This window comes from Roseovarius salinarum, from assembly GCF_002834145.1.
GTDB lineage: Bacteria > Pseudomonadota > Alphaproteobacteria > Rhodobacterales > Rhodobacteraceae > Roseovarius > Roseovarius salinarum.
Genome location: NZ_PHNT01000017.1, coordinates 1 through 26631 on the forward strand (window position 1 = coordinate 1; position 26631 = coordinate 26631).

At 69.0% G+C, this 26631-nt stretch carries 31 protein-coding genes and 1 other RNA gene; 14 read left to right on the forward strand and 18 right to left on the reverse strand.

The window, feature by feature from the left end; translation table 11 throughout:
- From CEF10_RS13910 to CEF10_RS13945, 8 genes are all read right to left on the reverse strand, one after another.
- The coding region (locus tag CEF10_RS13910) for an MFS transporter (protein ID WP_232796521.1) at positions 1–877 on the reverse strand (877 nt) is incomplete at its 3' end.
- A 56-nt stretch (positions 878–933) separates the two neighbouring features.
- Positions 934–1932: an ArsJ-associated glyceraldehyde-3-phosphate dehydrogenase gene (locus tag CEF10_RS13915; RefSeq protein WP_101068785.1), complete on the reverse strand. Its 999-nt coding sequence runs from the start codon at positions 1930–1932 to the stop codon at positions 934–936.
- Positions 1929–2774, reverse strand: a complete 846-nt coding sequence (locus tag CEF10_RS13920) for an arsenate reductase/protein-tyrosine-phosphatase family protein (protein ID WP_101068786.1) — start codon at positions 2772–2774, stop codon at positions 1929–1931. The genes CEF10_RS13915 and CEF10_RS13920 overlap by 4 nt, the downstream gene beginning before the upstream one ends.
- Before the next feature lie 186 nt (positions 2775–2960).
- Entirely contained in the window at positions 2961–3527 is a 567-nt protein-coding gene (locus CEF10_RS13925; protein ID WP_101068787.1) for a 5-formyltetrahydrofolate cyclo-ligase, read from the reverse strand.
- Positions 3524–4915 carry a magnesium transporter gene (mgtE, locus tag CEF10_RS13930; RefSeq protein WP_101068788.1) on the reverse strand — a complete coding sequence of 464 codons (1392 nt, stop codon included), beginning with the start codon at positions 4913–4915 and terminating at the stop codon, positions 3524–3526. The genes CEF10_RS13925 and mgtE overlap by 4 nt, the downstream gene beginning before the upstream one ends.
- A gap of 82 nt (positions 4916–4997) precedes the next feature.
- Positions 4998–5453 (reverse strand): CAP domain-containing protein, encoded by a 456-nt coding sequence (locus CEF10_RS13935; RefSeq protein ID WP_101068789.1) that lies wholly within the window; start codon positions 5451–5453, stop codon positions 4998–5000.
- A gap of 490 nt (positions 5454–5943) precedes the next feature.
- Positions 5944–6750 carry an inositol monophosphatase family protein gene (locus tag CEF10_RS13940; protein ID WP_101068790.1) on the reverse strand — a complete coding sequence of 269 codons (807 nt, stop codon included), beginning with the start codon at positions 6748–6750 and terminating at the stop codon, positions 5944–5946.
- A 56-nt stretch (positions 6751–6806) separates the two neighbouring features.
- Positions 6807–7178, reverse strand: a complete 372-nt coding sequence (locus tag CEF10_RS13945; RefSeq protein ID WP_101068791.1) for a helix-turn-helix domain-containing protein — start codon at positions 7176–7178, stop codon at positions 6807–6809.
- Positions 7179–7508: 330 nt separating this feature from the next.
- On the opposite strand from CEF10_RS13945, the gene CEF10_RS13950 reads away from it, so the two are divergent.
- Positions 7509–8474 (forward strand): NADPH:quinone oxidoreductase family protein, encoded by a 966-nt coding sequence (locus CEF10_RS13950; protein ID WP_101068792.1) that lies wholly within the window; start codon positions 7509–7511, stop codon positions 8472–8474.
- Here the strand turns inward: CEF10_RS13950 and CEF10_RS13955 are convergent.
- On the reverse strand, positions 8461–9351 hold the full coding sequence (locus CEF10_RS13955; protein WP_101068793.1) for a LysR family transcriptional regulator: 891 nt from the start codon (positions 9349–9351) through the stop codon (positions 8461–8463). The genes CEF10_RS13950 and CEF10_RS13955 overlap by 14 nt on opposite strands.
- 125 nt (positions 9352–9476) lie before the next feature.
- Here CEF10_RS13955 and CEF10_RS13960 point away from each other — a divergent pair, with 125 nt between their 5' ends.
- Entirely contained in the window at positions 9477–9686 is a 210-nt protein-coding gene (locus CEF10_RS13960) for a DUF1127 domain-containing protein (protein ID WP_101068794.1), read from the forward strand.
- Between the two features lie 114 nt (positions 9687–9800).
- Positions 9801–10520: a Bax inhibitor-1/YccA family protein gene (locus CEF10_RS13965; RefSeq protein ID WP_101068795.1), complete on the forward strand. Its 720-nt coding sequence runs from the start codon at positions 9801–9803 to the stop codon at positions 10518–10520.
- A 220-nt stretch (positions 10521–10740) separates the two neighbouring features.
- Here the strand turns inward: CEF10_RS13965 and rpmG are convergent, their stop codons facing one another.
- The 7 genes from rpmG to CEF10_RS14000 all read right to left on the reverse strand — a co-directional run bounded on the left by rpmG (position 10741) and on the right by CEF10_RS14000 (position 15393).
- Positions 10741–10908 carry a 50S ribosomal protein L33 gene (rpmG, locus tag CEF10_RS13970; protein ID WP_010441901.1) on the reverse strand — a complete coding sequence of 56 codons (168 nt, stop codon included), beginning with the start codon at positions 10906–10908 and terminating at the stop codon, positions 10741–10743.
- 109 nt (positions 10909–11017) lie between these two features.
- An RNA gene (gene rnpB / locus CEF10_RS13975) (RNase P RNA component class A) lies at positions 11018–11377 on the reverse strand.
- A gap of 11 nt (positions 11378–11388) precedes the next feature.
- Complete coding sequence (locus CEF10_RS13980) at positions 11389–12096, reverse strand: N-acetylmuramoyl-L-alanine amidase (protein ID WP_232796517.1); 708 nt, start codon at positions 12094–12096, stop codon at positions 11389–11391.
- Positions 12097–12103: 7 nt separating this feature from the next.
- Positions 12104–12886 (reverse strand): hypothetical protein, encoded by a 783-nt coding sequence (locus tag CEF10_RS13985; RefSeq protein WP_101068797.1) that lies wholly within the window; start codon positions 12884–12886, stop codon positions 12104–12106.
- Between the two features lie 37 nt (positions 12887–12923).
- The gene (gatA, locus tag CEF10_RS13990) at positions 12924–14408 is read right to left on the reverse strand and encodes an Asp-tRNA(Asn)/Glu-tRNA(Gln) amidotransferase subunit GatA (protein ID WP_101068798.1); all 1485 of its coding nucleotides are present in this window, start codon (positions 14406–14408) and stop codon (positions 12924–12926) included.
- The gene (gatC, locus tag CEF10_RS13995) at positions 14408–14695 is read right to left on the reverse strand and encodes an Asp-tRNA(Asn)/Glu-tRNA(Gln) amidotransferase subunit GatC (protein WP_101068799.1); all 288 of its coding nucleotides are present in this window, start codon (positions 14693–14695) and stop codon (positions 14408–14410) included. The genes gatA and gatC overlap by 1 nt, the downstream gene beginning before the upstream one ends.
- 35 nt (positions 14696–14730) lie before the next feature.
- Positions 14731–15393 (reverse strand): ceramidase domain-containing protein, encoded by a 663-nt coding sequence (locus CEF10_RS14000; RefSeq protein ID WP_101068800.1) that lies wholly within the window; start codon positions 15391–15393, stop codon positions 14731–14733.
- A 61-nt stretch (positions 15394–15454) separates the two neighbouring features.
- Here CEF10_RS14000 and CEF10_RS14005 point away from each other — a divergent pair, with 61 nt between their 5' ends.
- The 10 genes from CEF10_RS14005 (at position 15455) to CEF10_RS14050 (ending at position 24328) form a co-directional block, all read left to right on the forward strand.
- The gene (locus CEF10_RS14005; protein ID WP_101068801.1) at positions 15455–16147 is read left to right on the forward strand and encodes a metal-dependent hydrolase; all 693 of its coding nucleotides are present in this window, start codon (positions 15455–15457) and stop codon (positions 16145–16147) included.
- A gap of 125 nt (positions 16148–16272) precedes the next feature.
- Positions 16273–17076: a pseudouridine synthase gene (locus CEF10_RS14010; protein WP_101068802.1), complete on the forward strand. Its 804-nt coding sequence runs from the start codon at positions 16273–16275 to the stop codon at positions 17074–17076.
- A 95-nt stretch (positions 17077–17171) separates the two neighbouring features.
- Positions 17172–17990, forward strand: coding sequence for a TerC family protein (locus CEF10_RS14015; protein WP_101068803.1), 819 nt, complete (start codon positions 17172–17174; stop codon positions 17988–17990).
- Between the two features lie 49 nt (positions 17991–18039).
- Positions 18040–18237: a hypothetical protein gene (locus CEF10_RS14020; RefSeq protein ID WP_101068804.1), complete on the forward strand. Its 198-nt coding sequence runs from the start codon at positions 18040–18042 to the stop codon at positions 18235–18237.
- Positions 18238–18240: 3 nt separating this feature from the next.
- Positions 18241–19152 (forward strand): 5-bromo-4-chloroindolyl phosphate hydrolysis family protein, encoded by a 912-nt coding sequence (locus tag CEF10_RS14025; RefSeq protein ID WP_101068805.1) that lies wholly within the window; start codon positions 18241–18243, stop codon positions 19150–19152.
- Positions 19145–20347, forward strand: a complete 1203-nt coding sequence (locus tag CEF10_RS14030) for a toxic anion resistance protein (RefSeq protein ID WP_101068806.1) — start codon at positions 19145–19147, stop codon at positions 20345–20347. Before CEF10_RS14025 ends, CEF10_RS14030 begins: the two co-directional genes overlap by 8 nt.
- 7 nt (positions 20348–20354) lie before the next feature.
- Positions 20355–21317 carry a DUF2927 domain-containing protein gene (locus tag CEF10_RS14035; RefSeq protein ID WP_232796518.1) on the forward strand — a complete coding sequence of 321 codons (963 nt, stop codon included), beginning with the start codon at positions 20355–20357 and terminating at the stop codon, positions 21315–21317.
- A gap of 20 nt (positions 21318–21337) precedes the next feature.
- Positions 21338–22474, forward strand: coding sequence for an SPFH domain-containing protein (locus CEF10_RS14040; RefSeq protein ID WP_101068807.1), 1137 nt, complete (start codon positions 21338–21340; stop codon positions 22472–22474).
- Positions 22475–22481: 7 nt separating this feature from the next.
- Positions 22482–23639, forward strand: coding sequence for a TFIIB-type zinc finger domain-containing protein (locus CEF10_RS14045; protein WP_101068808.1), 1158 nt, complete (start codon positions 22482–22484; stop codon positions 23637–23639).
- A complete protein-coding gene (locus CEF10_RS14050; RefSeq protein ID WP_101068809.1) occupies positions 23639–24328 on the forward strand; it encodes a nitroreductase in 690 nt (229 codons plus the stop codon). Before CEF10_RS14045 ends, CEF10_RS14050 begins: the two co-directional genes overlap by 1 nt.
- Positions 24329–24372: 44 nt before the next feature.
- On the opposite strand, the gene CEF10_RS14055 is transcribed toward CEF10_RS14050, so the two are convergent.
- Complete coding sequence (locus tag CEF10_RS14055; protein ID WP_101068810.1) at positions 24373–24789, reverse strand: Hsp20/alpha crystallin family protein; 417 nt, start codon at positions 24787–24789, stop codon at positions 24373–24375.
- Positions 24790–24995: 206 nt separating this feature from the next.
- Here CEF10_RS14055 and dtd point away from each other — a divergent pair, with 206 nt between their 5' ends.
- Positions 24996–25433: a D-aminoacyl-tRNA deacylase gene (gene dtd / locus CEF10_RS14060; protein ID WP_101068811.1), complete on the forward strand. Its 438-nt coding sequence runs from the start codon at positions 24996–24998 to the stop codon at positions 25431–25433.
- A 7-nt stretch (positions 25434–25440) separates the two neighbouring features.
- Here the strand turns inward: dtd and CEF10_RS14065 are convergent, their stop codons facing one another.
- Positions 25441–26631, reverse strand: a complete 1191-nt coding sequence (locus CEF10_RS14065) for an HlyD family type I secretion periplasmic adaptor subunit (RefSeq protein WP_232796519.1) — start codon at positions 26629–26631, stop codon at positions 25441–25443.

Below are 26631 nucleotides of genomic sequence, written 5' to 3' on the forward strand. Positions count from 1 at the left end.
CGCCGGCCAGCGCGGCCGGCACGACGAACAGCGCCAGCGCCCAGCCCCGCGCCGCGGCGACCAGTTCGGCCTCGGGCCGGCGGGCCGCGCGCAGCAGCCGGGGCGCGGCGGCCTGCACCGCGCCGTAGAGGATGATCCACGCGGCCATGAAGCTGCCCACCATGAAAAAGGCGGCACGGTCTCCCGCCCCGGTGCCGTCAGACAGGACGGCATAGAAGTAGACCGGGATGCCGACGACGAACCACACGTCGCGCGCGCCGAACAGGAACACGCGCGCCGCGCTCAGCCAGTTGACGTTCGCGGACTTCGAGAAGACCTCCGAGAACTTCGCGTTCTTGCGGCCCGTTGGCAGCCCCGGCGGCATCGCGGCGGCCACCGCCGCCAGGATCACCGCCAACACGGCGGCCATGCCCAGCACCGCCCATGCGAACCCCAGCGTCGCCAGCAGCGCCGCGCCCAGAAGGAAGCCCAGGCCCTTCACGGCGTTCTTGGAGCCGGTCAGGACGGCGACCCAGCGGAAGAGACCGGCGTTCTCGCTTAGCGCGAGCAGCTTGACGGCGGATTTCGAGGACATCTTGGCAAGGTCCTTGGCCACGCCGCTGGCGCCCTGGACCGCCATCACATAGGCCACCGAGAGGCCCACCGCCCAGCCGGCGTCGAGCTGCGCCAGCGCGACCAGCGCCGCCACCTGCAGCACCAGCCCGGCATAGAGCGTCGAGGTCAGCCCGAAGCGCGCCGCGATCCAGCCCGCCGAGAGGTTGGTGACCATCCCCGCGATCTCGTAGAGCACGAAGAGGTAGGCCAGCTGCACCGGGGTGAAACCCAGCGTGTGGAAATGCAGCAGCACCAGCATCCGCAGCGCGCCGTCGGTCAGCATGAAGGCCCAGTAGGCCGCCGTCACGGCGATGTAGGCGGACAATCCCGCAGGCCGCGTCACAGCGTGCTCCCGACCATCAGCGCCACGTCGACGAGCCTGTGGGCATAGCCCACCTCGTTGTCGTACCAGGCGTAAACCTTCACCTGCGTGCCGTTCACCACCATGGTCGAGGGCGCGTCCACGATGCCCGAGCGGGTGTCGCCCTCGTAATCGGCGCTGACGAGGGGGCGGTCCTCGTAGCCCAGGATGCCGGCCAACTGACCCCCGGCGGCCGCCGCGAACAGCGCGTTGACCTCGTCCGCAGTGGTTTCACGTTCGACCTCGAACACGCAATCGGTCAGAGAGGCATTGAGCAGCGGCACACGTACCGCGTGGCCGTTCAGCCGGCCCTCGAGTTCCGGGTAGATCAGCGTGATCGCCGTGGCGCTGCCCGTGCTCGTCGGGATCAGGCTGTTGAGCGCCGAGCGCGCGCGGCGCAGATCCTTGGCGGGGCGGTCCACGATCGTCTGCGTGTTGGTCACGTCGTGGATCGTGGTCATGCTGCCGTGGCGGATGCCGAGGCCCTCGTGCAGGACCTTGACCACCGGGGCCAGGCAATTGGTCGTGCAACTCGCCGCGGTGACGATGTCATGCGATTCGGGGTCGTAGGTGCCGTGATTGACACCGTAGACGATATTGGCCGTCGGCCCGTCCTTGACCGGTGCCGAGACGACGACCTTCCTGACGCCGGCCGCGAAATAAGGGGCGAGCGCGGCCCGGGACTTGAAGACGCCCGTGCAGTCGATCACAACGTCGATGCCGTGCAGCGGCAGCCCCGACAGGTCGTGCGCCCCGACGAAGGGCAACCGGGTGCCGTCGATCGTGACGCTGTCCTTGTCATGGGCAAAGGCTGCGTCCCAGCGCCCGTGCACGGTATCGAATTCCAGAAGATGCGCATGCATCTCCGGGTCGCCCACCGCGTCGTTGATCCAGGCGACATCGGCACCGCGGTCAAGCAGCGGGCGCAGGGCCAGCTTGCCCACGCGCCCCAGCCCGTTCAGGGCATATGTGGTCATGACTGCACCTCGCCGTCATGCGTCGCGATATCGTCGACGGCGGCCTGAAGGGCCACGCGGTCAAGCGTCCCGAGCGGCAATGCCGCGAAGGCCCGCATCCGGTTCTTCAGCATGCCGTAGGCCTGCTGGAAGGCGAGGCTCTTCTCGGCGTCGCTGCCCGTGGCCTTGACCGGATCGGGCACGCCCCAGTGCGCGGTGATCGGCTGCCCCGGCCAGGGCGGGCATTCCTCGTTCGCGGCGCGATCACAGACCGTGAAGACGAAATCCATCGCCGGCGCATCCGGCCCCTGGAACTCGGCCACGGTCTTGGCGCGCAGCGGTGCGGTGTCGTGGCCTTTCTGTTCGAGCACCTCGAGCGCGAAGGGGTTGAGCTGCGAATAGGGCCGGGTGCCGGCGGAATGCACGACGAACCGGTCGCCGGCCATGTCGCGCAGCAGCGATTCGGCAAAGATCGAGCGGGCGGAGTTGCCCACGCAGATGAAAAGGACGTTGTAGCGGCGGTCGGGCATCTCGGGATCTCCGGCAAGGGTCGACAGGTCGAGGGGCGGGCAAAGGTCCGGGCGGGCCCGGCAGCAATCGGCGGCAAGGAAACGCAGGAGGTCGCGGACGGCCGGCATCTCGATCCGGTAGCGCAGCGAGGTGCCGACGCGCCGCTGCGCGATGAGACCGGCTTCGGTGAGGGCGGAAAGATAGACGGATGTCGTGGATGGCTTGAGCACCAGCGCGCGGCCGATCTCGCCGGCCGCCACCTCGTCCGGGTAGCGGCGCATCAGAAGCCGGAACACGGCCATACGCTGCGGGTGGGCGAGCGTGGCGAGTTGTGTCAGCGATTCCCTTTCCATATTTCATGAATATATGAAATATTACGGCGATCAAGCCCTCCCGGCATGCGAAAGCACGGTTTCCATCACGGCGCCTTTCCGAAGCGGAGCGCGCAGGGCGCGCGCATGATGTCTCGTCCGCGGCCTTCGGCCGCGTCCTCGGGGTGCCTCCGGCGGGAGTATTTCCGCCAAGGTGAAGCGGGGGGATCAGTGCGCGCCGAAGCGCAGCACCTCGCGTTCGGTGACGATCATGTCGAGGGGCTGATCGGTGGGTTCCAGCGGCAGGGTCTCGGCCTCCTGCGCGGCGTAGGCAAAGCCGATGGCGCGCGTCGGGCGGCGCGCCCGGAGCTTTTCGAGCGTGCGGTCGTAGAACCCGCCGCCGTAGCCCAGCCGCCCGCCTTGCCGGTCGAAGGCCACAAGGGGCACGATCAGGACCTCGGGTTCGAGGAAGTCGTCCACCTGCGGCACCATGGCGCCGAACGGGCCTTCGCGAAGCGGGCAGCCGGGCCACCAGCGCAAGAACTTCAGCGGCAGCCCCTTGCCCTGGATCACCGGGACGCCCACGGGACCGTGCGCCGCGGCCTGCGCCATCGCGGGGCGCGGATCGATTTCCGTGCGGATCGCCATGTAGCCCGACAGCGGCACGCCGCGGTGGTCGGCGAGCACCTCGCACAGCAGCCGGGCCTCGTCCGGCCCGGCGGCGTCGTGGGCGGTCTTTCGGCGCGCGAAGGCGGCCCTGCGCGCTTCGGCCTTGATGGTCTTGAGGTCGGTCATGTCAGGATCACCGCGGCGAGTCCGAGAAAGGCGAAGAAGCCGACAACATCCGTCACCGTGGTGACGAACGTCCCCGAGGCGAGCGCGGGGTCGATGCCGACACGGTCAAGGATCACGGGGATGACCGTGCCCGCGAGCCCGGCAACGACAAGGTTTATCACCATGGCGGCGGCGATGACGTACCCCAGTTGCGGCCCGCCGAACCACAGCACCCCGACGCCGCCCATGACCACGGCGAAGGCCAGCCCGTTGAGCAGGCCCACCAGGCATTCGCGGCGGATCACGCGCCAGACGTTGCTGCCGGTCAGGTCCCGGGTGGCGATGGCGCGCACCGCCACCGTCAGGCTTTGCGTGCCGGCATTGCCGCCCATCGAGGCCACGATGGGCATCAGCACCGCCAGCGCCACGAACTGCGCGATCGTGGCCTCGAACTGCGCGATCACCACCGAGGCAAGGATCGCCGTCGCCAGGTTGACGGCCAGCCACGGGAAACGCCGCCGCGTGGTATCGATCACGCGGTCGGTCAGCCGGCCCTCGCCCACGCCGGCCAGGCGCAGGATGTCCTCTTCGTGCTCCTGGTCGAGGACGGCCATGGCATCGTCGATTGTGATGACGCCGACGAGGCGCTCGTTCTCGTCCACCACCGGCGCGGAGATCAGGTGATACTGGTTGAAGGCATAGGCGACATCGGCCTCGTCGCGGGTGACGGGGATGACGTGGAAAACCTCCTCGACCAGGTCCTTGAGCAGCACCTCGCGGCGCGAGCCCATGATCTTGCCCAGCGTCACGTTGCCCACGGGCCGCAACCGCGGGTCCACGAGGATGACGTGGTAGAACTGGTCGGGCAGGTCGTCGCGGTCGCGCAGAAAGTCGATCGCCTCGCCCACGTTCCAGTGCTCGGGCGCCATCACGACCTCGCGCTGCATGAGGCGACCGGCGGAATACTCCGGGTAGGTCAGCGATTTCTGGACCGCCGCGCGATCGCTGTCCTCGAGTGCACCGAGAATCGTTTCCTGTTGGCGGTCCTCGAGGTCCTCCACGAGGTCGACCACGTCGTCGGATTCCAGATCGCGCACGGCATCGGCCAGGACCTCGTCGGGCAGCAGCGCGATCACTTCCTCGCGCAGCGACTCGTCGAGCTCCGAAAGGACGTCACCGTTGAAATCCGGCCCGTACAGCTCGAGCAGGCGGCGCCGGTCGAAGGCGTTGACCTGCTCGAGCAGGTCGGCGATGTCGGCGGCGTGCATCGACGCCATCTCGTCGAGCAGCCGGTCGCGGTCGCCGGTGTCGACGGCGTACATGATCGCGGCAACGGACCTGGGATCGAGCTCGTAGGCGTCGTCGCCGCGCTCGGTGTCGGCCTCGGCCTGGTCGTCCTGATCGGTCATCTGCGCCCCCTTCGTCCGCGGCCCGGCCTAGGATTAGTGAAGCGGCCCGACGAAGACAATCGCCCCGCGCCGCGCAGGCGTTTCAGCAGCCGGGCCGGCCCAGAACCATCACCCATGTGCTGTCCGGCCCCAGCACCAGCCCGTAGCCGGTGACGCGGCGGTTGAGCAGGTTGCGTCGGTGCGGGCGGGACTTCATCCAGCCCGCCAGCACCGCCGACAGGCTGCCCCGGCCCCTCGCAAGGTTCTCGGCCACCACGCAGAAGCCGTAGCCCTGCCGGCGCACGCGGTCGCCCACCCCAGCCCCGTCCGAACCGGCGTGTCCGAAGAACCCGCGGGCGGCCATGTCGCGGGCATGCGCCACCGCGGCCGCGGCCAGCCTGTCATCCACCCGCAACGCGCCGCGCCCGTGCTGCGCGCGGATCGCGTTGATCGAGGCCCGGGCCGAGACCCCGAGGTCGGTCACGGCCTGGGCGCCCGCGGGCGCGGCGACGGCAAGCGCCACCATCAGAAGCAGGATCACGCGGGCACTTCGGCGCATGGCGACCTCTGGTTGCTGTTGAAAACGTGCCCCGAGTCTACCCCTGGGCCGGCCGCCGTGCCAGCGCGTTGTGCCAAGTCAACAGCGCCGGCAGACCACGGGTGGCCGGACGGCCATCCTTCACCGCGGCACGGCCTTCGACGAACAGGTCGCGGACCCGCAAGCGCGAACGTGACGGGATCCCGGGTGCCGGCGCTTTCCGGGCCGGAGATGTCGCGGGCCAGGATATCGGCCCGGGCACCCGGCGCGATGCGCCCGAAATCGGGGCGGCCGGGGACATCGGCGCCACCGCGCCTGGCGATCTTCAGCGTGGCACGCGGGCGTCCCGCATTGCCCCGACCCGCGCGATGACACCGTCGCGGATCAGGATGTCGGCGCCGTCCAGTGGGCTGCGGGCATCGTCCATCGTCGGGACGTGGTCGGCGCGCGACGGAAAAGGGGCGAAGAGCCGCGCGCGTTCGTCACCCTTGGCCCGACCGCCCGAGGCCGATCAATCCACCGCTGCCGGCTGATCGAAGTGCGCGAGACGTTCGAGGGCCTCTTCGTGCTGCCGGCGGCCGGCGGCGGCGATCACCCGTCCGCCGTTGTGCGCCGGCCCGCCCCGCCAGTCGCTCACGATACCGCCCGCGGCGGTGATGACCGCCTGTGGCGCCTGGATGTCGTAGGCGTTGAGCCCGGCCTCGATCACGAGGTCGACGTGCCCGGCGGCCAGCATCGCGTAGGCATAGCAGTCCATGCCGTAGCGCGTCAGCCGCGCGGCGCGGGCCACCCGGGCGAAGGCTGCCGTTTCGGCCGGGTCACCCACGTCGGGCGAGGTGGTGAAAAGGATCGACTCCGCCAGCGGCCGGTCGCCCCGGACGCCGAGCGCGCGCCGGCCCATCGGCCCCTCCATCCGCGCCCGGCCCAGGCCGCCCTCGAACCGCTCGCCGATATAGGGCTGGTCGATGAGCCCGTAGAGCGGCCCTGAATCGTCCGAGAGCGCGATCAGCACCCCCCACGTCGGCGTGCCTGACAGGAAACCGCGGGTGCCGTCCACCGGATCGAGCACCCAGGTCAGCCCCGACTCGCCCGGCACGGCGCCGAATTCCTCGCCCATGATCCCGTCGCGCGGGCGGCGTTCCGCCAGCACCGCGCGCATCGCGCGCTCGCCTGCGCGGTCGCCTTCCGTCACCGGGTCGAACCCCCCGGCGTCCTTGTTGTCGGCATGAAGGCCGTCCGACCTGAAATACGGAAGGATCGCGGTACGCGCGGCATCGGCCATCGCGTGGGCCGTGGCCGGAATGTCTGGGTCGGTCATGCGCCTGCCGCTCCGGGTCTTGGGGGTGGCAGGCCCGCCACCGCCGGGTCGCCGCGTCAGGCGACGTCGCTGAGAACGCGGGCGAGATCGAACAGGCGGCGTCGCTGGTTCTCGGGAATGGCGTAGTATGAGCGCACGAGTTCCAGCGCCTCCTTGTTGGCCAGAAGATCGGACGGCATGGAGTAGTCCGCGCGCGCCTTGCCGCCGCTGCCGTCGAGCCCTTCGAAGAAGAAGGCAACGTCGACACCCAGCGCGTCGGCGATATCCCAAAGCCGCGAGGCGCTGACGCGGTTCGCGCCGGTCTCGTATTTCTGGATCTGCTGGAACTTGATGCCGACGCTTTGTGCCAGCTGCTGCTGCGTCATCCCCGTGAGCCACCGGCGGTGGCGAATGCGTTTACCGACATGCACGTCGACCGGATGCGTCATAACCAACTCCTTCGTAATCATCACCCACGAGGGCAAGCCCCGGGCCGGGCGTTTCGCCAAACCCCCACGCACCCGCCGCGCGCGACGCCTGGACGCTTATCGGTGCAACCACCCTGTAATGCGCGGCACATTATCCAGACAAGATTCCCAAATCAACCTATAACACACCACGCATGAGAGACCTATACGAAATGGATGCAATCTGCACGGGCACCTATGCTTCCGGATAGGTCGCGTTCGGGCCGCGTTTGACTCGCGCGGGAGGATCGGTCAAATCGCGGTGGCCGTCGCGGCCGGACACCGCAGCAGGACGAGGGGCAGGGCTTCAAGATGCGCGCATTCCGGATCACCGCGCCCGATGCCGGCGCAACTCTTGCGGAGGGTCTGCCGCGGCCCGAACCCGGCCCGGGAGAGTTGCGGTTGCGCATCCACGCCTGCGGGCTCAATTTCGCCGACCTGCTGATGATCGAGGGCAAGTACCAGGACATGCCGGAGCCGCCCTTCACGATGGGGATGGAGGTCGCCGGAGAGGTCGACGCCCTCGGCCCCGGCGTATCGGGGCCGGCGCCGGGGACGCGTGTGGCTGTCTTCGGCGGCCATGGCGGGCTGGCCGACTACGGCTGTTTCCCCGCCGACCGCGCGGTGCCGCTGCCCGACAGCATGGATCACACCGAGGCCGCGGCCTTCCAGGTGGCCTACTGCACCAGCCACGTGGCGCTCGAGCACCGCGCGCGCCTGCAGCAGGGCGAGACGCTGCTGGTGCTCGGCGCGGCCGGCGGCGTCGGGCTGACCGCAGTGGAAATCGGCAAGCTGAAGGGCGCGCGCGTGATCGCCTGCGCGCGCGGACGCGACAAGCTGGCCGTGGCCCAACGGGCCGGTGCCGATCACCTCGTCGACGCCGAAACCGAGGACATCCGCCAGGCCTGCAAGGATCTCGGCGGGCTCGACGTGGTCTATGACCCCGTGGGCGGGGAGCAGTTCCGCGCCGCCTTCCGCGCCTGCCGGCCCGAGGGGCGGATCCTGGCGATCGGCTTTGCGTCGGGCGACGTGCCCCAGATCCCGGCCAACCACCTGCTGGTGAAGAACCTCAGCGTCCTCGGCCTCTACTGGGGCGGCTACCTGCGGTTCCGCCCAGAGGTCCTGACCGGCAGCCTGGCCACATTGCTGCGCTGGTACGAGGCCGGCCGGCTGGCCCCGCACGTCAGCCATACCCTGCCGCTCGAACGCACGGAAGAGGCGCTGGACCTGCTGCGCCGGCGCAAGTCGACCGGCAAGGTCGTGGTCACGATGCGCTGACCGCGCGGGGCGCCGCCGGCCGCGCCGGGGACACCCCGAACCCCTGCCGGACCATCCCGGCGAGCCGTGCGATGATCTCGTCGCGCGCGGTGCCGCCACCGTACATGTTGATCTTCTGGTGCCCCAGGTCGGGCAGCCCCTCGCCCGGCGCGATCTGTTCCAGGTGCGGCGGCGCGTGCCCTTCGAGCATGGAGGTCACGGCGAGGTCGGCACTGACCGTGGCCTCGACGGTGCGGTCGGATTCCGATTCCACGGCCATCTCCCAGTCGATGCCGGCGGCGTCGAGGCGCGCGATGTCGCCGGCGCGGAAGACGCACTGCCGGCAATAGGCCAGCCGCAGCGGCCGCTGCCGGAAGGCCGAACCGCCCGGCGCCCCGATCCAGCGCAGCGGCACCTCGCCCAGCGTTTCCGCGCCCGGGCCGACCTCGGCCTCGGTGGTCAGGATCAACTCGACCTCGCCCTTGTCGTGGGCGCGGCGCAACTCGGTGGTGTGCGAGGAGTTCAGATTGACCTTCACCCGTGGGAAGGCCGCGTTGAACTGTTGCAGCACCCGCGGGATCACGGGGTAGACGATGTCGTGGGGCACCCCCAGCGTGACCTCCCCTTCCCAGACAGTGTCGGTCAAGCGGCCGACCGCTTCGTCGTTGAGGGCGATCATCCGCCGTGCATATCCCAGAAGCTGCTCGCCCGCCGGCGTCAGCGTGACGCGCCGGTTGCCACGATCCAGCAGGGCCAGGCCCAGCGTTTCCTCGAGCCGCTTGAGCTGCATCGACACGGCCGATTGCGTCAGGTTCAGAGTGGCGGCCGCGCGGGTTACGCCCCCATGATCGGCAACCGCCATGAAGGACCGCAGCGTGGTGGTGTCCAGATTCCGCATGTATCACGACCCCTGATGTGTTGCCCATTAAACATTCATTTTTCAAATGAAGCAGATCATGCCAGAAACATCAACAGTCGAAATGAAACCGGCGCATTGCATCACGCGATGAAAAGGAGGCCGCCATGACCCTACTGGAACAGACACGCCGCCGCGCGGGTTGCCCCCCGGCACGGCGGCACGGCCTGCGTGCGCTGGCCGCGCTTTTCCGCCAGCGCCAGGCCCTTCGGCGGCTGGAGGATGCCGCCCTGGCCGACCTCGGGCTGACGCGCGACGAGGCCGAGCGCGAGGCGCGCCGCGCGCCGTGGGACGTACCCGACAGCTGGCGTTGCTGACCCTGCGAAAACGGCGCGTGGCCGGCCGGAAAGCCTTGAAAAGCCGCCGTGCCTGACCGATATTGTCGGTGACTGGCCCTGCCGGGCCCGCGCGTTCACAACTCGGAGGCATAGATGGCTGAATTCGACACGATCCGGTCGGCGGCGGGCGCCCGCTCCGCCCAGATCGACCAGGGCCTGCGCGCCCACATGAACAAGGTTTACGGCACCATGTCGGTGGGCATGTTGCTGACTTTCGCCGCGGCCTGGGCCGTGGGCAACAACGCGGCGATGATGAACACCCTGTTCACGGGGTTCACACGCTACATCGTCATGTTCATGCCGCTGATCATGGTCTTCGCCTTCAGCGCCGCGATCAACCGCCTGTCGGCCGCCGGGGCGCAACTGTTCTTCTACGCCTTCTCGGCGGTGATGGGTGTCTCCATCAGCTACATCTTCGTGGTCTTTACCGACTACTCGATCGCGCAGGTGTTCCTGATCACCGCGATCGCCTTCGCGGGCCTGTCGCTGTGGGGCTACACGACGAAGAAGGACATCTCGGGCTGGGGCAGCTTCCTGATCATGGGGCTGATCGGCCTGATCGTGGCCTCGATCGTGAACATCTTCCTCGGCTCGCCCGCCATCATGTTCGCCATCTCGATCATCGGCGTGCTGATCTTCGCGGGGCTGACGGCCTATGACACGCAGGACATCAAGAACGAGTATCTCGCCCACGCCCAGCACGGCGACAGCGAATGGCTCGGCAAGTCCGCGATCATGGGCGCGCTGAGGCTCTACCTCGACTTCATCAACATGTTCATGATGCTTCTCAGCCTGCTCGGCGGGCGCGAATAACGCCGATCCCTCCGGATCGCCAGGGAAGGGCCGGTCGCAAGCGACCGGCCCTTTCGTTTTGGCGCCGCCCCGCGGGCACCGACGCGGGCCGGCGGCGCGGTCGACGTGCATGCGCCACCTCGTCGTCCACCCGCGCTTTCATGCTTCGCGCAGACGGCCGGAACGAAAAAGGCCGCGCCAACGTGGCACGGCCCTTTCCAAAGTCCGATGCTGGGCAGGATTACTTGATCTTGCCTTCCTTGTACTCGACGTGCTTGCGCGCGACGGGATCGTACTTCCGGATCGTCATCTTCTCGGTCATGGTGCGGGCATTCTTCTTGGTCACGTAGAAATGGCCCGTGCCCGCGGTCGAGTTCAGGCGGATCTTGATGGTCGTCGGTTTCGCCATAATCGGGTCTCCTGCGGCGGGCGGCCTTGCGCGCCCCGTGGTATCTGTCGTGAGGCCTGCCTTTTACCCGGGACGCGCCCCGAGTCAACCGGCCGGGCGGCCAAATTTCACGCGCGGAGGGCCTGTAAGCCGGATTCTGTCCAGGGGGAGGCCCCTTGGATGGCCATTCCTCTGGACGCGCGGTTGCCCGCGCGCCTCGAGCTGCCTACCCGGATCCCGGGCCAAGGCGGCCCATGCGGGATCCCTATTCGGCATTGCTCCCGGTGGGGCTTGCCGTGCCGGCCCTGTTGCCAGGGCCGCGGTGGGCTCTTACCCCACCGTTTCACCCTTGCCGGCCCGGGGGCCGGCGGTCTGTTTTCTGTGGCGCTTTCCCTCGGGTTGCCCCGGCCGGGCGTTACCCGGCACCGTTGCCTTGTGGAGTCCGGACTTTCCTCGGGGGGCATACCCCCGCGGCCATCCGGCCCTCCGCGCAAGGGTGACTTAGGCAGTCGCCGCGCCCTGGTCAACGGGAAAGCGGCGCGCAAGATCGGCGGCGAGAGCGGCATCGACAGCGTCCGGTGCCCCGCCCCGTGCCGCCGCCCAGGGGCGAAACCGCAGGCGAAAGGCGCGCAGGATCCAGGTGCTGCCGACAGATGTGTCGTAGCCGAAAGCGGCCGCATCGGTGGCGAAGCGGGCCGGGTCGCCGCAGCGGCCGCCCGCCTCCGCCGCGGGCCAAACGGCAAGCCCCGCACGGGCAAGTGCGCCCCAGTCGAACCGGGCGCCGGGGTCGGATTTCCGCGCCGGCGCCATGTCGGAATGGCCGATCACGCGTGCCGGCGGGATCGACCGGCGCGTCATCACATCGTACAGCAGCGCCTCGAGCGCGGCCATCTGCGGCGCCGGGAAGGGATGCGCGCCGGTGTTCACAAGCTCGATACCGATGGAGCGTGAGTTGACATCGTCCACCCTGCCCCACCGGCCGGCCCCGGCGTGCCACGCGCGCTCGGCTTCCTCCACCAGTTGAAAGGTCGTGCCGGTCTCGTCGACCAGGTAGTGGGCGGACACGGCCGCCGATGGCTCACACAGGCGCGCCAGCGCCGCCCCGGCGTTCGCCATGCCCGTGTAGTGCAGCACCACGAGATCGGGGCTGGCCCCGCCGCGGCGCGCGCCGTAATTCGGCGATGGATGCCGGATCAGCCGGCCGGCCACCGGTGGCTCACCCGCCGAGGGCCTGCCGGAAAGGTTCCGGATCCCACGAACAGGCATAGCCGTCGCCATCGGGATCAAGGGCCTTCCGATCGCGTTCGGGCCCACCCATGTCGAGGAACGCGGCCTGCGCCTTGTCGGGCGACGGGTATTTCGCGCAGTTGCGCTGGTTCCTCGCCTCCAGGTTGAAGCCACGCCGCTTGTAGACCTGCGTGCCCACGGGGTGGCTGGTGGACAGCGCGTAGGCCACGATGTTGGGACCGGTGTCGCCACGGCGCGCGGGCAGCGCGGTCGGCTCGACGACCTCGTACTGTTCGCGAATGCGCGCGATACGCTCCGCGTCTTCCTCGATGGAACGCTCGGCGTCCACCGCCTCGAAGTCGTTTTCGCGCGAGATCCCGCTGGCTGTCGTCACAGCCTCGGGCGGCGGGTTGCCGGGCGCGGCATGCACCACCGGCTCGCCCGAGTTGGCCTGCGTTTCCGCGAGCGCGGCCCGCGTCTCGGCGGCCAGCCGCGCGCCGTCGTCGCCCTGCGCGCTCCGGTCGGTGACCGTCGCATCGCCAGCCGGCGCAGCCGCGGTGCGCCCGCCGCTGCGCGCGTCGTCGCCCGGTGCCAACGGTTCGGTCGCGATGGTGCCCGGCGCCGCCAGCGGCTGCCCGGCAACCCGGGAATCGCGGGCCGTCTTGCGGCTTTCGTACTGCGCCGGGCGGTCGAACCCGGGGCCGCTGTCGGGCACCTGCGGGCTGCACGCGGCAACGCCCAGCAAGGCCGTGCCAACAATCAAGATGCGCATCTGCTTTTTCCTGCCACGCCTGTTTTGAAGCGGGGTTCTACCACCATTTCCCGGGCTTGGCTACAAAGCCCGCGGCCGTCTCGAGGCTGTGGGCACAATTCAGCAGATCGCCTTCTTCCCACGGCCGGCCGATGAGTTGCAGGCCCAGCGGCAGACCGGACTTGTCCTGCCCGGCGGGCACGCTGATGCCCGGAAGGCCCGCCAGGTTCACCGGCACGGTGAAGACGTCGTTGAGGTACATCTGCACGGGATCCTCGTCGCCGACCTCGCCAAGGCCGAAGGCGGCCGAGGGCGTGGCCGGGGTCAGGATCGCGTCGACGCCAGCCTCGAACGCCTGTTCGAAGTCGCGCTTGATCAGGGTGCGCACCTTGCGGGCACGGTTGTAGTACGCGTCGTAGAACCCCGCCGACAGCACGTAGGTGCCCACCATCACGCGGCGCTTGACCTCGTCGCCGAAGCCTTCGGCGCGGGTCTTTTCGTACATGTCGACGATGCCCTCGCCCTTGTCGAGCGTGGCGCGGTGACCGTAGCGCACCCCGTCGTAACGTGCGAGGTTCGATGACGCCTCGGCCGGCGCGATGACGTAGTAGGTCGGCAGCGCATACTTCGTGTGCGGCAGCGAGATGTCGCGGATCTCGGCACCGGCGTCCCGCAGCATCTCGATTCCGCGCTGCCACAGCGCCTCGATCTCGTCGGGCATGCCGTCCACGCGGTATTCGCGGGGGATGCCGATGACCTTGCCGCGGATGTCGCCCGTCAGCATCGCCTCGAAATCGGGCACGGGCAGGTCGGCGGAGGTCGAATCCATCGGGTCGTGGCCGGCCATCGCCTGCAGCATCAGCGCCGCATCGCGCACCGACTTGGTCATCGGCCCGGCCTGGTCAAGGCTGGAGGCGAAGGCCACGATCCCCCAGCGCGAGCAGCGCCCGTACGTGGGCTTGAGCCCGGTGATCCCGGTGAAGGCCGCGGGCTGGCGGATCGAGCCGCCGGTGTCGGTGCCGGTGGCGGCCAGGCATAGGTCGGCGGCCACGGCCGCCGCCGAGCCGCCCGAGGAGCCGCCGGGGGTCAGCCGGCGGTCATCCACCTTCCACGGGTTGACCGCGTCACCGTAGACGCTGGTCTCGTTCGAGCTTCCCATGGCGAATTCGTCCATGTTCAGCTTGCCCAGCATCACCGCGCCCGCATCGAAAAGGTTGCGCGTGACGGTGGATTCGTATTCCGGGCGGAAGCCCTCGAGGATGCGGCTGCCCGCCTGGCTGGCCGTGCCGCGGGTACAGAACAGATCCTTGATGCCGACGGGGATGCCGCACATCGCCGGCGCGTCACCCCGTTGCAGCCGCGCGTCGGCGGCGCGGGCCTGGTCCAGCGCCTGTTCGGGCGTGTCGTGGACGAAGGCGTTGAGGGCCCTGCCCCCCTCGGCCGCCGTCAGGCAGGCCTCGGTCAGCTCGACCGAGGTGACATCGCCGGCGCGCAGCCGGTCGCGGGCCTGGGCGATGGTGAGGGCGTTGAGTTCCCGGGTCATCATTCCACCACCTTGGGCACGGCGAAGAAGCCCTCGCGCGCATCGGGCGCGTTCGACAGGACCTTGTCGGTCTGGCCGCCGTCGGTCACCTCGTCGGCGCGACGCTTGAGGCGCATGGGCGTGACGCTGACCATCGGCGCGACGCCGTCCACGTCGACCTCGGCCAGTTCGTCGATGAACCCCAGGATGCGGTTGAACTCCTGCGCCAGCCCGGGCAGCGCGTCGTCGTCCACGCGGATGCGCGCCAGCCGGGCCACGCGCGCGGCGGTCTCGGTATCGATCGACATCGTCAACTCTCCGTTTCAGGCCACGGGGCCTGCGTTTAGCGCCCACGCGAGGGTTGCGCAACCACGTGGACACGATAGACCTCGATCATCCAGCCCAGCATCGCCGCGTTCAGCAGATGCCAGCCGAAATGGGTGCCCAGGGGCACGATGGCGCAGAGCGGCGCGTCGAGGCTGCGCAACAGGATCGAGACCGCCAGCAGCGCGGCGCCCACCGCCAGCCCCCGCGCCGTGGCCGGCGCGCGACGGGCCAGCGCCACGGCATAGCCCGCGATCAGCAGCGGCAACGGCAGGTAACCGGCCGACACCCCCACGACCGGCAGCCCCGCCAGCAGGGGCACGGCCGCCGCGCACACCGCGAGCGCCAGCACCGTGCCCAGCGCCGCCCGCGCCGGGCCAAGCCCCCAGAAGGCGCGGTTCGCCGCATAGAGGTAAAGGGTCACGAAGGCGGCGATCGGCACCACGTCGGCCAGCCCGGCCCAGGCGCGCGCCACGGTGTGGAACAGGAAGCTGCCCAGGCCGATCAACGCCAGCACCACGGCCAGCACCCGCGCCAGGCCCGTGTCCGCGCCGTTCAACCGGCGCCAGACGACCACTGCGGCCACCACGAAGGCAAGGTTGGTCAAGGCGTTCACGGGCTCGGCCCAGAGGGCCGGGGTGAGCCTTTCGCAATAGGCATCCACGGTTCTTGTCCAGTCCAAGGGTCTTTTCTCCGCCCGCCGGGCTGTTAGGCTGCCCGGGGACAAACCTAGGGAGGCTGACATGAAAATCACATGGCTCGGGCACGCGTCGTTCCGCATCGAGATCGGCGGGCAGGTCCTGCTGATCGATCCCTGGCTGGAGGGCAACCCGATGCTGCCGGCCGAAAGCCACGATGCCGCCATCGCGGGCGCCACGCACATCCTGCTGACACATGCGCATTTCGACCACGTCCAGGACGTCCTGCCGATCGCGCGCACCCGCAAGCTGCCGATCGTGGGCCAGTTCGACCTGATGTCCTACTGGGAAGAACACGAGCACATGACGACCCTGGGCTTCAACAAGGGCGGCACGTTGGACCTGGGCGGCGTGCAGGTGACGATGGTGCACGCGGTGCATTCCACCAGCTTCGGCACCGACAAGGGCCCCGACGTGCCGGGCACCGAGTGCGGCTACATGATCGCGGGCGAGGGCCACACGATCTATGTCTCGGGCGATACCGACGTGATGGCGGACATGAAGGTGTTCCATGACCTGCACGCACCGGATATCGGCATCCTCTGCGCGGGCGGCCATTTCACCATGGACATGCGGCGCGCGGCCTATGCCGCCAAGACCTTCTTCGATTTCAAGACGGTGATCCCCTGCCACTACCGCACCTTCGATTTCCTCGAACAGTCGGCCGACACGCTGGTCGAGGCGCTGCCGGGCGCGGACGTGATCGAGCCCGAGGTGATGACGCCCATCGAGATCTGAGCGCCAAAGGGGGCGCTGCCCCCTCTTGGCCTTCGGCCAATTCACCCCCGGAGTATTTCGGGCAAGATGAAGGGGCGGGCGATCCGCCCTTCCCCGCCGGGGCGCTTTGCGGTATCGCGCGGGACATGAGCGGCACCGAGCACAAGGGCGAGCGCATCGCCAAGGTCATCGCCCGCGCCGGCCGCGCCAGCCGGCGCGAGGCGGAACGGCTGATCTCCGCGGGGCGCGTGGCCGTCAACGGCCGCACCATCGAGCGGGCCGCGCTCAACGTCACGGACAAGGACAAGGTCACCGTGGACGGCATCGCGCTGGACGCGCCCGAGCCGCCGCGGCTGTGGCTTTACCACAAGCCGGCGGGGCTGGTGACGACGGCCCGAGACGAACAGGGACGGCCCACCGTCTTCGACGAATTGCCGCCCGGAATGCCGCGGGTGATGAGCGTCGGGCGGCTCGACATCAACTCCGAGGGGTTGTTGCTGCTCACCAACGACGGCGGCATCAAGCGCAGGCTGGAACTGCCCAGCACCGGCTGGCTGCGCAAGTACCGCGTGCGCGTCAAGGGGCGGCCCACCGACGACACCGTCGCGCCGCTGCGCGAGGGGCTGACGCTCGACGGGGAGCGGTTCCAGCCGATGCAGGTGTCGATCGATCGCCAGCAGGGCGCCAACGCCTGGATCACGGTGGGCATCCGCGAGGGCCGCAACCGCGAGGTGCGCCGCGCGATGGAGGCGGTGGGACTTTCGGTGAACCGGCTGATCCGCGTCTCCTACGGGCCTTTCCAGCTGGGCAATCTCGGGCCCGGCGCCGTGGAGGAAGTGCGCCCGCGGGTACTGCGCGACCAGCTCGGCCCCGAGGCCGGGCGAAGTGACGGCGGCGGGAACGGCAAGGCGCCCGAACGCCGGCGGGTGAGGCGCAAGCGCCGCGGCTAGGGCCCATTTCCCCGGGCCGGCCCGTTTCATCTTGCTTTGACACGGGTCTGCGTTATTGCGGCGGTGACGGACAGACCTTGCATGGAGCCGATCCGATGGCCGACCTTCTGACACTGGAAACCCTGGGCAACCTGCTGATGCTGTGCTTCCTGCAGGCGGTGCTGGGCTTCGACAACCTTCTGTACATCTCGATCGAGAGCAAACGCGCACCGGTGGCACAGCAAAGCGCCGTGCGCTACTGGGGCATCATCATCGCGGTGGCGCTGCGCATCGTGCTGTTGTTCGCGATGGTCCGGCTGATCGACGCGCTGGCCGAGCCGTTCCACGTCTTCGACTGGACGGGCGTGCTGGAGGGCGGCGTGAACTTCGCCACCTGCGTCTTCATCCTGGGCGGCATCTTCATCATCTACACGGCGGTCAAGGAGATCGGCCACATGCTCACGATCGAGCGGCTCGACACCGACGTGAACGACAAGCCCGGCAAGTCGGCAACGCAGGTCATCATGATGATCGTGACGGTGAACCTGATCTTCTCGTTCGACTCGGTGCTGTCGGCGCTGGCGATCACGGATGTCTTCGTGGTACTCGCCTTCGCGATCCTGCTGTCTGGCGCGGCCATGCTGCTGCTGGCCGAAAGCGTGACGCAATTCCTCGAGAAGAACCGGATGTACGAGGTGCTGGGCCTGTTCATCCTGCTCATCGTCGGCGTCGTGCTGCTGGGCGAGGCCGGCCAGGCCGCGGCACACGCCGCCCACGACGACAGCCTGGCGCTGAGATTCTTCGGCTACGAGGTCGTGCCGATGTCCAAGACCACCTTCTATTTCTCGGTCGTCGTCCTGGTCGCCACCGAGGTGATCCAGTCGGGCTACCGCCGCAAGCTTGCAGCCGAGCGCCGCAACGCAGGCCGGCACTAGAACGGGGCGCGGGCATCGACTATGTTTCCGGCAGGAAAGGACGGTTGCGATGGCGAGGCTCCTGATGCTCCTGGCGCTGGCCGTGATCGCCGCGGCGCTGCTGGTCGCCGCACTGGCGACGGCGACCCGCGGGATCGAGCAGGCCGAAGGCGCGCTGAGGAAAGGGAACATGGTACAAAATGTCGCCTACATCGCGCTCCTGGTGCTGCTGACGGGCATCGTGACCGGCTGGATCGGGGGGCTGTAGGGCATGGCGCACCGTTACGGCGGCAAATACAGCCCCGGCGGCGACAACGCCGAGGCCTCCAGACCGGGGCCTTACGACGGGGCGCGCGTGGACCCCGTCGGCGCGCGCTGCAATCTTCTGCTGGTTCCACCGGTGGTGCTGGCCGTCCTGTCGCTGGACGACGGGGCGACCGGGTTGGCCGCCGGGCTGGCCGGCGCGGCGCTGCTGGGCCTTGGCGCGTGGCTGCTGCGCGACGGGCTGCGCGCCGAGGCCGCCTATGACGCGCGCAATGTCGCCCGCCGCCCCGCCGTGCCCCGCAAGCTGTTCGCGGCCGCGCTGACCGGGCTGGGCACCGCGGCGGCCGCATGGCGGATCGAGCCGGGGCTGCTGGCACCGGCGGTCTATGGCGCGGCGGCCGGCGTGCTGCACGTCGCGGCCTTCGGCACCGACCCGCTGCGCGACAAGGGATTGGGCGGCATCGACGACTTCCAGAACCGGCGCGTGGCCCGCGCCGTCGACCAGGCCGAAAACCACCTGTCGGACATGGCCGACGCGATCAGCCGGGCGGGCGACCGGGAACTCGAAGCCCGGGTGGAGCGGTTCCAGACCACGGCACGTCACCTGTTCCGCACCGTCGAGGAAGACCCGCGCGACCTGACGGCGGCGCGCAAGTACCTGTCCGTCTACCTGCTGGGCGCGCGCGATGCGACGGTGAAGTTCGCCGACCTTTACAGCCGCCGGCGCGACCCCGAAGCGCGGCGCGATTACCTGCGCCTGCTCGACGATCTCGAACAGAATTTCGCTGCGCGCACCGAGAAGATGCTGCTGGATGACCGCAGCGACCTGACAGTCGAGATCGACGTGCTGCGCGAGCGGCTTCAACGCGAGGGCATCCGCCCGGCCCCACCCGAAACCGAGGAAAACGCAAATGTCTGACACCATCCGCCAGCAAGCCGAGCAAAGCCTGGCCGACATCGAGGAAATCAGCCGCCACACCCTGCCCGAGCCATCGGAGGCCGACGCGGTGGTTCCGATGGAGAAGGCCGATGCCGACGCCCGCAGCGAGATCGCCCGGCGCATGGAGGAAATCGACCTGGACGACACCAATTCGATCGTCGCCTTCGGGTCCGGGGCACAGGCGGAATTGCAGGAGATCTCGCAGTCGATGCTGTCGGGGGTGCGCAACAAGGACGTGGGCCCGGCCGGCGACAGCCTGCGCGGGATCGTGACCACGATCCGCGGTTTCTCGGTCTCGGAACTGGACGTGCGGCGCGAACGCAGCTGGTGGGAGAAGCTGATCGGCCGTGCCGCGCCGGTCGCCAAGTTCACCGCCCGCTACGAGGAGGTGCAGGGCCAGATCGACCGCATCACCGAGGACCTGCTGGGCCACGAGCACCAGCTGATGAAGGACATCAAGTCGCTCGACATGCTCTACGAGAAGACGCTGGACTTCTACGACGAGCTGGCGCTCTACATCGCCGCCGGCGAGGAGAAGCTGCGCGCGCTCGACACCGAGGAAATCCCTGCCAAGCAGGCCGCGGTGGACGCCGCGGCCGAGGACGACCAGGTCATGGCCGCGCAGGAACTGCGCGACCTGCGCGCGGCGCGCGACGACCTCGAACGCCGGGTGCACGACCTCAAGCTGACGCGCCAGGTCACGATGCAGTCGCTGCCCTCCATCCGGCTGGTGCAGGAAAACGACAAGAGCCTGGTGACCAAGATCAACTCCACGCTGGTCAACACCGTGCCGCTGTGGGAAACCCAGCTGGCGCAGGCGGTCACGATCCAGCGCTCCGCCGAGGCCGCGAAGGCCGTGCGCGAGGCCGGGGACCTTACCAATGAACTGCTGACCGCCAACGCCCAGAACCTGCGCGAATCCAACAGGATGGTCCGCGAGGAAATGGAACGCGGCACCTTCGACATCGAGGCGATCAAACAGGCCAACGCCGATCTGATCGGCACGATCGAGGAAAGCCTGCAGATCGCCGACGAGGGCAAGGCGCGCCGCGCAGAGGCCGAGAAGGAGCTGCAGAAGATGGAAACCGAACTGCGCGACAAGCTGTCTGCCGCGAAGGCGCGCGAGACCGGCGCGGGCGACACGGCCGCCACCAGCGTTCCGAAGGCATCGTGAGGCCGGCGTGACGGACCTGCGCAGGATCACATCTGCGGTTGCCGGGGCGCTGCTGGCTCTGACGCTGGGCGCCTGCACGCCCTTGACGGGCATGCTTGGCTCCGCGCCGGAGCAACGCCCCCCGCAGCCATCGGCCACGGGCGAACGGGAAGATGACCGTCCCTCCAGCCGCAGCCGGGCGCTTGCGCGGCACTACGCCCGGGTGCAGGAGGATCTTCTGGCCAAGGGGCTGTTGCGCACCGACGGCGGCGGCGCCGACACGCCGTTCTACGACACCGACCTGCAACGGAATTTCGAACGCATCGCCTTCTACGACGAGTATGCCCGCGACGGCGGGCTGCGCGCCTCGGACGGCCGTGCCAGCCGGCTGCGCAAGTGGGCACGGCCGGTGCGCATGTCGGTGGAGTTCGGCGCGTCGGTGCCCGACGACCAGCGCGAGACCGACCGGCGCATCATCGCGGACTATGCCGCGCGGCTGTCGCGCGTGACGGGCCATCCCATCCGCACCGGCGCGGGCAACGCCAACTTCCACGTGCTGGTGATGGGCGAGGACGACCGCGATGCCGCGATCACGCGCATCAAGACGCTGGTGCCGCGGATCAACGCGTCGTCGCTGGCGCTCTTCCGCACGCTGCCGCGGTCGATCCACTGCCTCGTGATCGCCTTCTCGGGCGGCGCGGGCGACTATTCCTACCGCAAGGCCATCGCCTTCATCCGCGCCGAGCACCCCGACCTGCTGCGCCGGTCCTGCGTGCACGAGGAACTGGCGCAGGGCCTCGGGCTGGCCAACGACAGCCCCGAGGCGCGCCCGTCGATCTTCAACGACGACGACGAGTTCGCCCTGCTGACCACGCACGACGAGAAGCTGCTGGAGGTGCTCTACGACCCCCGGCTCAAGCCGGGCATGAGCGTCGAGGAGGCCCGCCCGATCGTGCGGCGCATCCTCGACGGTTTCTCGGGGCCCGTGTAACCCACAGGAGACCAGACAGGATGGGCATTTTCGATTTCCTCACCGGCGAGTTCATCGACGTCATCCACTGGACGGACGATACCCGCGACACCATGGTCTGGCGGTTCGAGCGCGAGGGCCACGAGATCAAGTACGGCGCCAAGCTGACGGTGCGCGAGGGGCAGGCGGCGGTCTTCGTGCACGAAGGCCGGCTTGCCGATGTCTTCACACCCGGTCTCTACATGCTGGAGACCAACAACATGCCGGTGATGACGACCCTGCAACACTGGGATCACGGTTTCCGCTCGCCCTTCAAGTCCGAGATCTATTTCGTCAACACGACGCGGTTTTCCGACCTGAAATGGGGCACCAAGAACCCCATCATGCTGCGCGACCCCGAATTCGGCCCCACGCGCATCCGCGCCTACGGCACCTACACCGTGCGCGTCAGCGACCCCGCGCGGTTCCTGTCCGAGATCGTGGGCACCGACGGCGAGTTCACGATGGACGAGATCAGCTACCAGATCCGCAACATCATCGTGCAGGAGTTCAGCCGCGTGATCGCGTCCTCCGGGATTCCCGTCCTCGAGATGGCCGCCAACACCCGCGACCTGGGCAAGCTGGTGGCCGAGGCGATATCGGACACGATCGCGGATTACGGGCTGGCCCTGCCCGAGCTTTACATCGAGAACATCTCGCTGCCCCCGGCGGTGGAAAAGGCGCTGGACAAGCGCACCTCGATGGGGCTGGCCGGCGACCTTGGCGATTTCTCTCAATACTCGGCGGCCGAGGCGATGTCGGAGGCCGCCGCAAACCCGGCCGGCGGCGGCGCCATGGGGGCCGGCCTCGGCGCGGGAATGGGGCTGGCGATGGCCCGGCAGATGACGGGCGGGCGGCCCGGAGCCTGGGGTGCGCGGCCCACCGGCGACACCGCAAGGACCGCGCCGCCGCCCCCGCCGGTGGAACATGTCTGGCACATCGCCGAACAGGGCCAGACGCACGGCCCCTATTCCAAGGCCGCGATGGGCCGGATGGCGCGCGAGGGCAGCCTGACACGCGACAGCATGGTCTGGACCCCGGGGCAGGATGGCTGGATGCGCGCGGAGGACGTGGCCGAGCTGGCGCAGCTTTTCACCGTCATGCCCCCGCCCCCGCCGCCGTCCGCGCCGAAGGGGTGACACAGTGGTGAGCACCCCGCCCCCGCCGCCGCCCGCGCCCGAGGCGTCCGCGCCTGCCGCGCCGGCGGCGGCACGGTCCGAGCACCGCTTTCCCTGCGATCAATGCGGCGCCGACTATCGCTTCGACGCCGAGACCGGGCGGTTGCTGTGCGACCACTGCGGCCATGCGCAGGAGATCGCGGGCGCGGGGCCGTGGGACTCGCCGCTGGCCGAACTCGATTTCGACAGCGCGCTCGCCGACAGCCTGCCCGCCCAGGAAACCGAGGAAACCCGCGTCCTGAGCTGCCCCAACTGCGGCGCCCAGGTCGAGTTCGACACCAATCTGCACGCGGCCGAATGCCCGTTCTGCGCCACGCCCGTCGTCACCGACACCGGCACGCACCGCCATGTCAAGCCACGCGGCCTGCTGCCCTTCGCCCTCGACGAACGTGCCGCGCACAAGGCCATGACCGACTGGCTGGGCACCTTGTGGTTCGCACCCGGCGGGTTGCAGGACTACGCCCGCAAGGGGCGGCGAATGCAGGGGATCTACGTGCCCTACTGGACGTTCGACGCCGACACCGCCTCGCGTTACCGGGGCGAGCGCGGCACCGTGTATTACGAAACCCGCAGCGTCGTGCGCGACGGCAAACGCGAAACCGTGCGCGTGGCCAAGGTGCGCTGGCGCCCCGTCACGGGGCGCGTGGCACGATTCTTCGACGACGTGCTGGTGCTTGCCTCCACCTCGCTGCCCAGGCGCTTCACAGACGCGCTGGAACCCTGGGACCTCGCCGCGCTGGAACCCTACCGGCCCGAGTTCCTTGCCGGTTTCCGGGCCGAGGCATACACTGTCGAACTTCGGGACGGCTTCGCCCGGGCGCGCACGCGAATGGACCGGGTGATCGCCCGTGACGTGCGCTTCGACATCGGCGGCGACCGCCAGCGGATCCATGACATCGACACGCAGGTGTCCGACGTGACCTTCAAGCACATTCTTCTGCCGGTCTGGGTGGCCGCCTACGCCTACCGCGGCAAACCCTACCGCTTCGTCGTCAACGGCCGAACGGGGCTGGTTCAGGGCGAACGGCCCTGGTCGGCCTGGAAGATCGCCGCGGCCGTCCTGGCGGGCGCGCTTGCGGCCGGCGCCGTGGGTTACGGCATTGCCATCAACCAGGGGGCATTCTGATGGACGGAACGCAGACCGAACCGGATTTCGCCGCGCTCGAGCGCATCCTCGCCGAGCGCTACAGCTGCCGCGCGTTCCGGCCCGACCCCGTGCCCGATGACACGATCGCGCGCATCGTGCGGGCGGCGGGGCGCGCGCCATCATGGTGCAACGCCCAGCCTTGGCAGGTCACGGTGACGCGCGGGGCGGAAACCGACCGGTTCCGTGCGGCGCTGCTGGCCACCGCGGAAAGCACGGCACCCGCCTCGGACCTGCCGTGGCCCGAGAGCTACCCGGGGGTCTACGGCGCGCGCCGGCGCACCTGCGGCTTCCAGCTCTACGAGGCGGTGGGCATCGCCCGCGACGACCGCGCGGCGCGCAAGGAACAGTCGATGCAGAACTACCGGCTGTTCGACGCACCCCATGTGGCCATCGTTCATTCCGAGGCCGCGCTCGGCCCCTACGGCGCCATGGACACCGGCGGCTTCGTCACCGCCTTCACGCTCGCCGCGACCGCGCTTGGCGTGGCGACCATCGCGCAGGCCTCCGTCGCGGCCTTTCCCGGCTTCATCCGGGCGCACTTCGGCCTCCCGGAAACCCGGATGATCCTGTGTGCCGTTTCCTTCGGTTATGCGGACCCGGACCACCCGGCCAACGCGTTCCGCACCGAACGCGCCGACGTGGCGGACATCATGGACACGCGCGGCTGACCGGCGCGGCCCCGGCGCCGCGCGGGCGCCGGGGCGAATGGGCGTCAGCCCTTGGAAATCTTGATCTTGCGGGCCTCGGGGGACTGCGGCGTGCGCTTGGGCACGGACAGCGTCAGGACCCCGTCCTTCAGGCCGGCCTCGATCTTGTCGCCGTCGGCGTCGGCCGGCAGGCGGAAGGTCCGGCTGAAGGCGCCGTACTGGCGTTCGGAGAAGAACCAGGTATCGCCTTCCTCCTGGTGCTCCTGGCTTTTCTCTCCCTTGACGGTGACCACCCCGTCATGCACCGAGATGTCGATGTCCTTTTCCGACACCCCCGGCAGCTCCACCGAGATCCGGTAGGCATCGTCGCTCGCAGAGGCGTCCGAGGCCGGCGACAGCCACTCGGCCACGCGCGTGCCGAAGTTGCGAAGCGGTTCATAAAAGGACGGCCAAAGGCCGGTCGACTGGGATTTTTCCACCATTCTCCGGACTCCTTTCAAGGTTGGTCGGGTGCATGTTGCAAACGGTTGCCGCCATCCGCCTTGATCGGCGTCAAACCGGTGTGGGCGACAGCGTTCTCGGGTCGATATAGGAAGCGCCAGCAGCAGTTTAAGGGGGCGCTTGGGTCTTGCGCGACGCGGCGGAATGGCCGATGCCTGTCACCCGGAAAAACGAAGGAGACCCGACCATGCGCGCCCTGCTGCAACGTGTCGCCCATGCCTCGGTCAAGGTCGAAGGCGAACTGATCGGCCGGACGGGACCCGGCCTGCTGGTGCTGGTCTGCGCGATGGACGGCGACACCGAGGCGCAGGCCGAGCAACTGGCCGCCAAGACGGCCAAGCTGCGCGTCTTTGCCGACGACGCGGGCAGGATGAACCGCGCGCTCTCCGACACCGGGGGCGGGGCGCTGGTCGTCAGCCAGTTCACGCTGGCGGCCGACACACGCCGCGGCAACCGCCCCGGGTTTTCCGCCGCCGCCGCACCGGAGGTCGGCGAACGGCTTTACCACCACTACGCGCGGGCGCTCGCCGCGCATGGCGTGGCGGTGGAAACCGGGCGGTTCGGCGCCGACATGAAGGTGGAGCTGCTCAACGACGGCCCGGTGACCATCTGGCTTGAGGTCTGAACGCCGCTCAGGGTTCGCGCAGCGCCTCGCGCGACTTGTAGAGCGGCTTGAGAAGGTACTGCAGGACGGTCTTGCCGCCGGTGTGAAGCTCGACCTGCGCGCGCATGCCCGGGCGCATCTCGATGCCTTGCTGGCGGTCGGTCATCGCGTTCTTGTCGACGCGCAGCGTGACCTTGTAGTGCGGATCGCGCTTGCCGTCCGGGGCGTTTTCATTCTCGAAGGTGTCGGCCGAGATGAAATCGACCGTCCCCTTGAGCGTGCCGAAGATCGTGTAGTCATAGGCCGTCAGCTTGATCGTCGCCTCCTGCCCCTTGCGGATGTTGGCGATGTCCTCGGGCGCGACGCGCGCCTCCACCAGCAGCTCCTCGCCCATCGGGATGATCTCGAGGATTTCCTCGCCGGGCCGCACGACCCCGCCGATGGTGGTGACGGCCAGGTTGTTGACGATCCCGCGCATCGGGCTTTTCAGGACGGTGCGGTTCAGCTGGTCCTGGCTGGCCTTGAGTTGCTGGCGCAGCTTGTCGAGCTCGCGCAGCGTTTCCGAATAGGCTTCGGCGCGCTCCAGTTCCGTCTGGGTGACGATCTCGTCGTGGCGCTTGCGCGCGTCGGCATGGGCCTTGCGCGCGCGGGTCACCTCGATCAGCGCAACGATCTTCTTGTCGAGCATGTTCTCCATCAGCGCGCGTTCCTCGGCCGCCTGTTCGAGCACGCGCTTGGCGCCCTCGCGCCGCTTGACGTAATCGGACTGCCGCGCCGCAAGAAGCGCGCGTTCCGAGGCGACGATGCGCGGCGACCGCCGCGCAAGGTCCTCGGGCACGGTGAAATCGAACTGGCCCGCCAGCTCGGCCTCGAAGCGCAGGCGCCGCACCTCGAGCGCGTCGATCCGGTCGCGCAGCTCGGCCACCGACGACTTGAACTGCGTGCCGTGCAGCCGGGCGACCACCTCGCCCTTGTCCACCACGTCGCCCTCGGACACCAGGAGCTCGCTGAGGATGCCGCCCTCGAGGTTCTGGATGATCTGCGGCCGCGACGAGGCGATGAAGGTGCCGTCGGCGCGCACGATCTCGTCCACCCAGGCGAAGGCCGCCCAGAGCAGGAACAACCAGACCGTTGCCGCGCACAGCCAGATGGTCAGGCTGGGACCGCGCAGTCTCCACGCCAACTGCCCGGCTCGGTCGAGGGCGCGTGCCGCCGTCAC

What these genes read in the sequence shown, in the direction of transcription:
- CEF10_RS13915 (WP_101068785.1), bottom strand. Translation starts at nt 1,932, where the DNA reads ATGACCACATATGCCCTGAACGGGCTGGGGCGCGTGGGCAAGCTGGCC.
- CEF10_RS13920 (WP_101068786.1), bottom strand. Translation starts at nt 2,774, where the DNA reads ATGGAAAGGGAATCGCTGACACAACTCGCCACGCTCGCCCACCCGCAG.
- CEF10_RS13925 (WP_101068787.1), bottom strand. Translation starts at nt 3,527, where the DNA reads ATGACCGACCTCAAGACCATCAAGGCCGAAGCGCGCAGGGCCGCCTTC.
- mgtE (WP_101068788.1), bottom strand. Translation starts at nt 4,915, where the DNA reads ATGACCGATCAGGACGACCAGGCCGAGGCCGACACCGAGCGCGGCGAC.
- CEF10_RS13935 (WP_101068789.1), bottom strand. Translation starts at nt 5,453, where the DNA reads ATGCGCCGAAGTGCCCGCGTGATCCTGCTTCTGATGGTGGCGCTTGCC.
- CEF10_RS13940 (WP_101068790.1), bottom strand. Translation starts at nt 6,750, where the DNA reads ATGACCGACCCAGACATTCCGGCCACGGCCCACGCGATGGCCGATGCC.
- CEF10_RS13945 (WP_101068791.1), bottom strand. Translation starts at nt 7,178, where the DNA reads ATGACGCATCCGGTCGACGTGCATGTCGGTAAACGCATTCGCCACCGC.
- CEF10_RS13950 (WP_101068792.1), top strand. Translation starts at nt 7,509, where the DNA reads ATGCGCGCATTCCGGATCACCGCGCCCGATGCCGGCGCAACTCTTGCG.
- CEF10_RS13955 (WP_101068793.1), bottom strand. Translation starts at nt 9,351, where the DNA reads ATGCGGAATCTGGACACCACCACGCTGCGGTCCTTCATGGCGGTTGCC.
- CEF10_RS13960 (WP_101068794.1), top strand. Translation starts at nt 9,477, where the DNA reads ATGACCCTACTGGAACAGACACGCCGCCGCGCGGGTTGCCCCCCGGCA.
- CEF10_RS13965 (WP_101068795.1), top strand. Translation starts at nt 9,801, where the DNA reads ATGGCTGAATTCGACACGATCCGGTCGGCGGCGGGCGCCCGCTCCGCC.
- rpmG (WP_010441901.1), bottom strand. Translation starts at nt 10,908, where the DNA reads ATGGCGAAACCGACGACCATCAAGATCCGCCTGAACTCGACCGCGGGC.
- CEF10_RS13985 (WP_101068797.1), bottom strand. Translation starts at nt 12,886, where the DNA reads ATGCGCATCTTGATTGTTGGCACGGCCTTGCTGGGCGTTGCCGCGTGC.
- gatA (WP_101068798.1), bottom strand. Translation starts at nt 14,408, where the DNA reads ATGACCCGGGAACTCAACGCCCTCACCATCGCCCAGGCCCGCGACCGG.
- gatC (WP_101068799.1), bottom strand. Translation starts at nt 14,695, where the DNA reads ATGTCGATCGATACCGAGACCGCCGCGCGCGTGGCCCGGCTGGCGCGC.
- CEF10_RS14005 (WP_101068801.1), top strand. Translation starts at nt 15,455, where the DNA reads ATGAAAATCACATGGCTCGGGCACGCGTCGTTCCGCATCGAGATCGGC.
- CEF10_RS14010 (WP_101068802.1), top strand. Translation starts at nt 16,273, where the DNA reads ATGAGCGGCACCGAGCACAAGGGCGAGCGCATCGCCAAGGTCATCGCC.
- CEF10_RS14015 (WP_101068803.1), top strand. Translation starts at nt 17,172, where the DNA reads ATGGCCGACCTTCTGACACTGGAAACCCTGGGCAACCTGCTGATGCTG.
- CEF10_RS14020 (WP_101068804.1), top strand. Translation starts at nt 18,040, where the DNA reads ATGGCGAGGCTCCTGATGCTCCTGGCGCTGGCCGTGATCGCCGCGGCG.
- CEF10_RS14025 (WP_101068805.1), top strand. Translation starts at nt 18,241, where the DNA reads ATGGCGCACCGTTACGGCGGCAAATACAGCCCCGGCGGCGACAACGCC.
- CEF10_RS14030 (WP_101068806.1), top strand. Translation starts at nt 19,145, where the DNA reads ATGTCTGACACCATCCGCCAGCAAGCCGAGCAAAGCCTGGCCGACATC.
- CEF10_RS14040 (WP_101068807.1), top strand. Translation starts at nt 21,338, where the DNA reads ATGGGCATTTTCGATTTCCTCACCGGCGAGTTCATCGACGTCATCCAC.
- CEF10_RS14050 (WP_101068809.1), top strand. Translation starts at nt 23,639, where the DNA reads ATGGACGGAACGCAGACCGAACCGGATTTCGCCGCGCTCGAGCGCATC.
- CEF10_RS14055 (WP_101068810.1), bottom strand. Translation starts at nt 24,789, where the DNA reads ATGGTGGAAAAATCCCAGTCGACCGGCCTTTGGCCGTCCTTTTATGAA.
- dtd (WP_101068811.1), top strand. Translation starts at nt 24,996, where the DNA reads ATGCGCGCCCTGCTGCAACGTGTCGCCCATGCCTCGGTCAAGGTCGAA.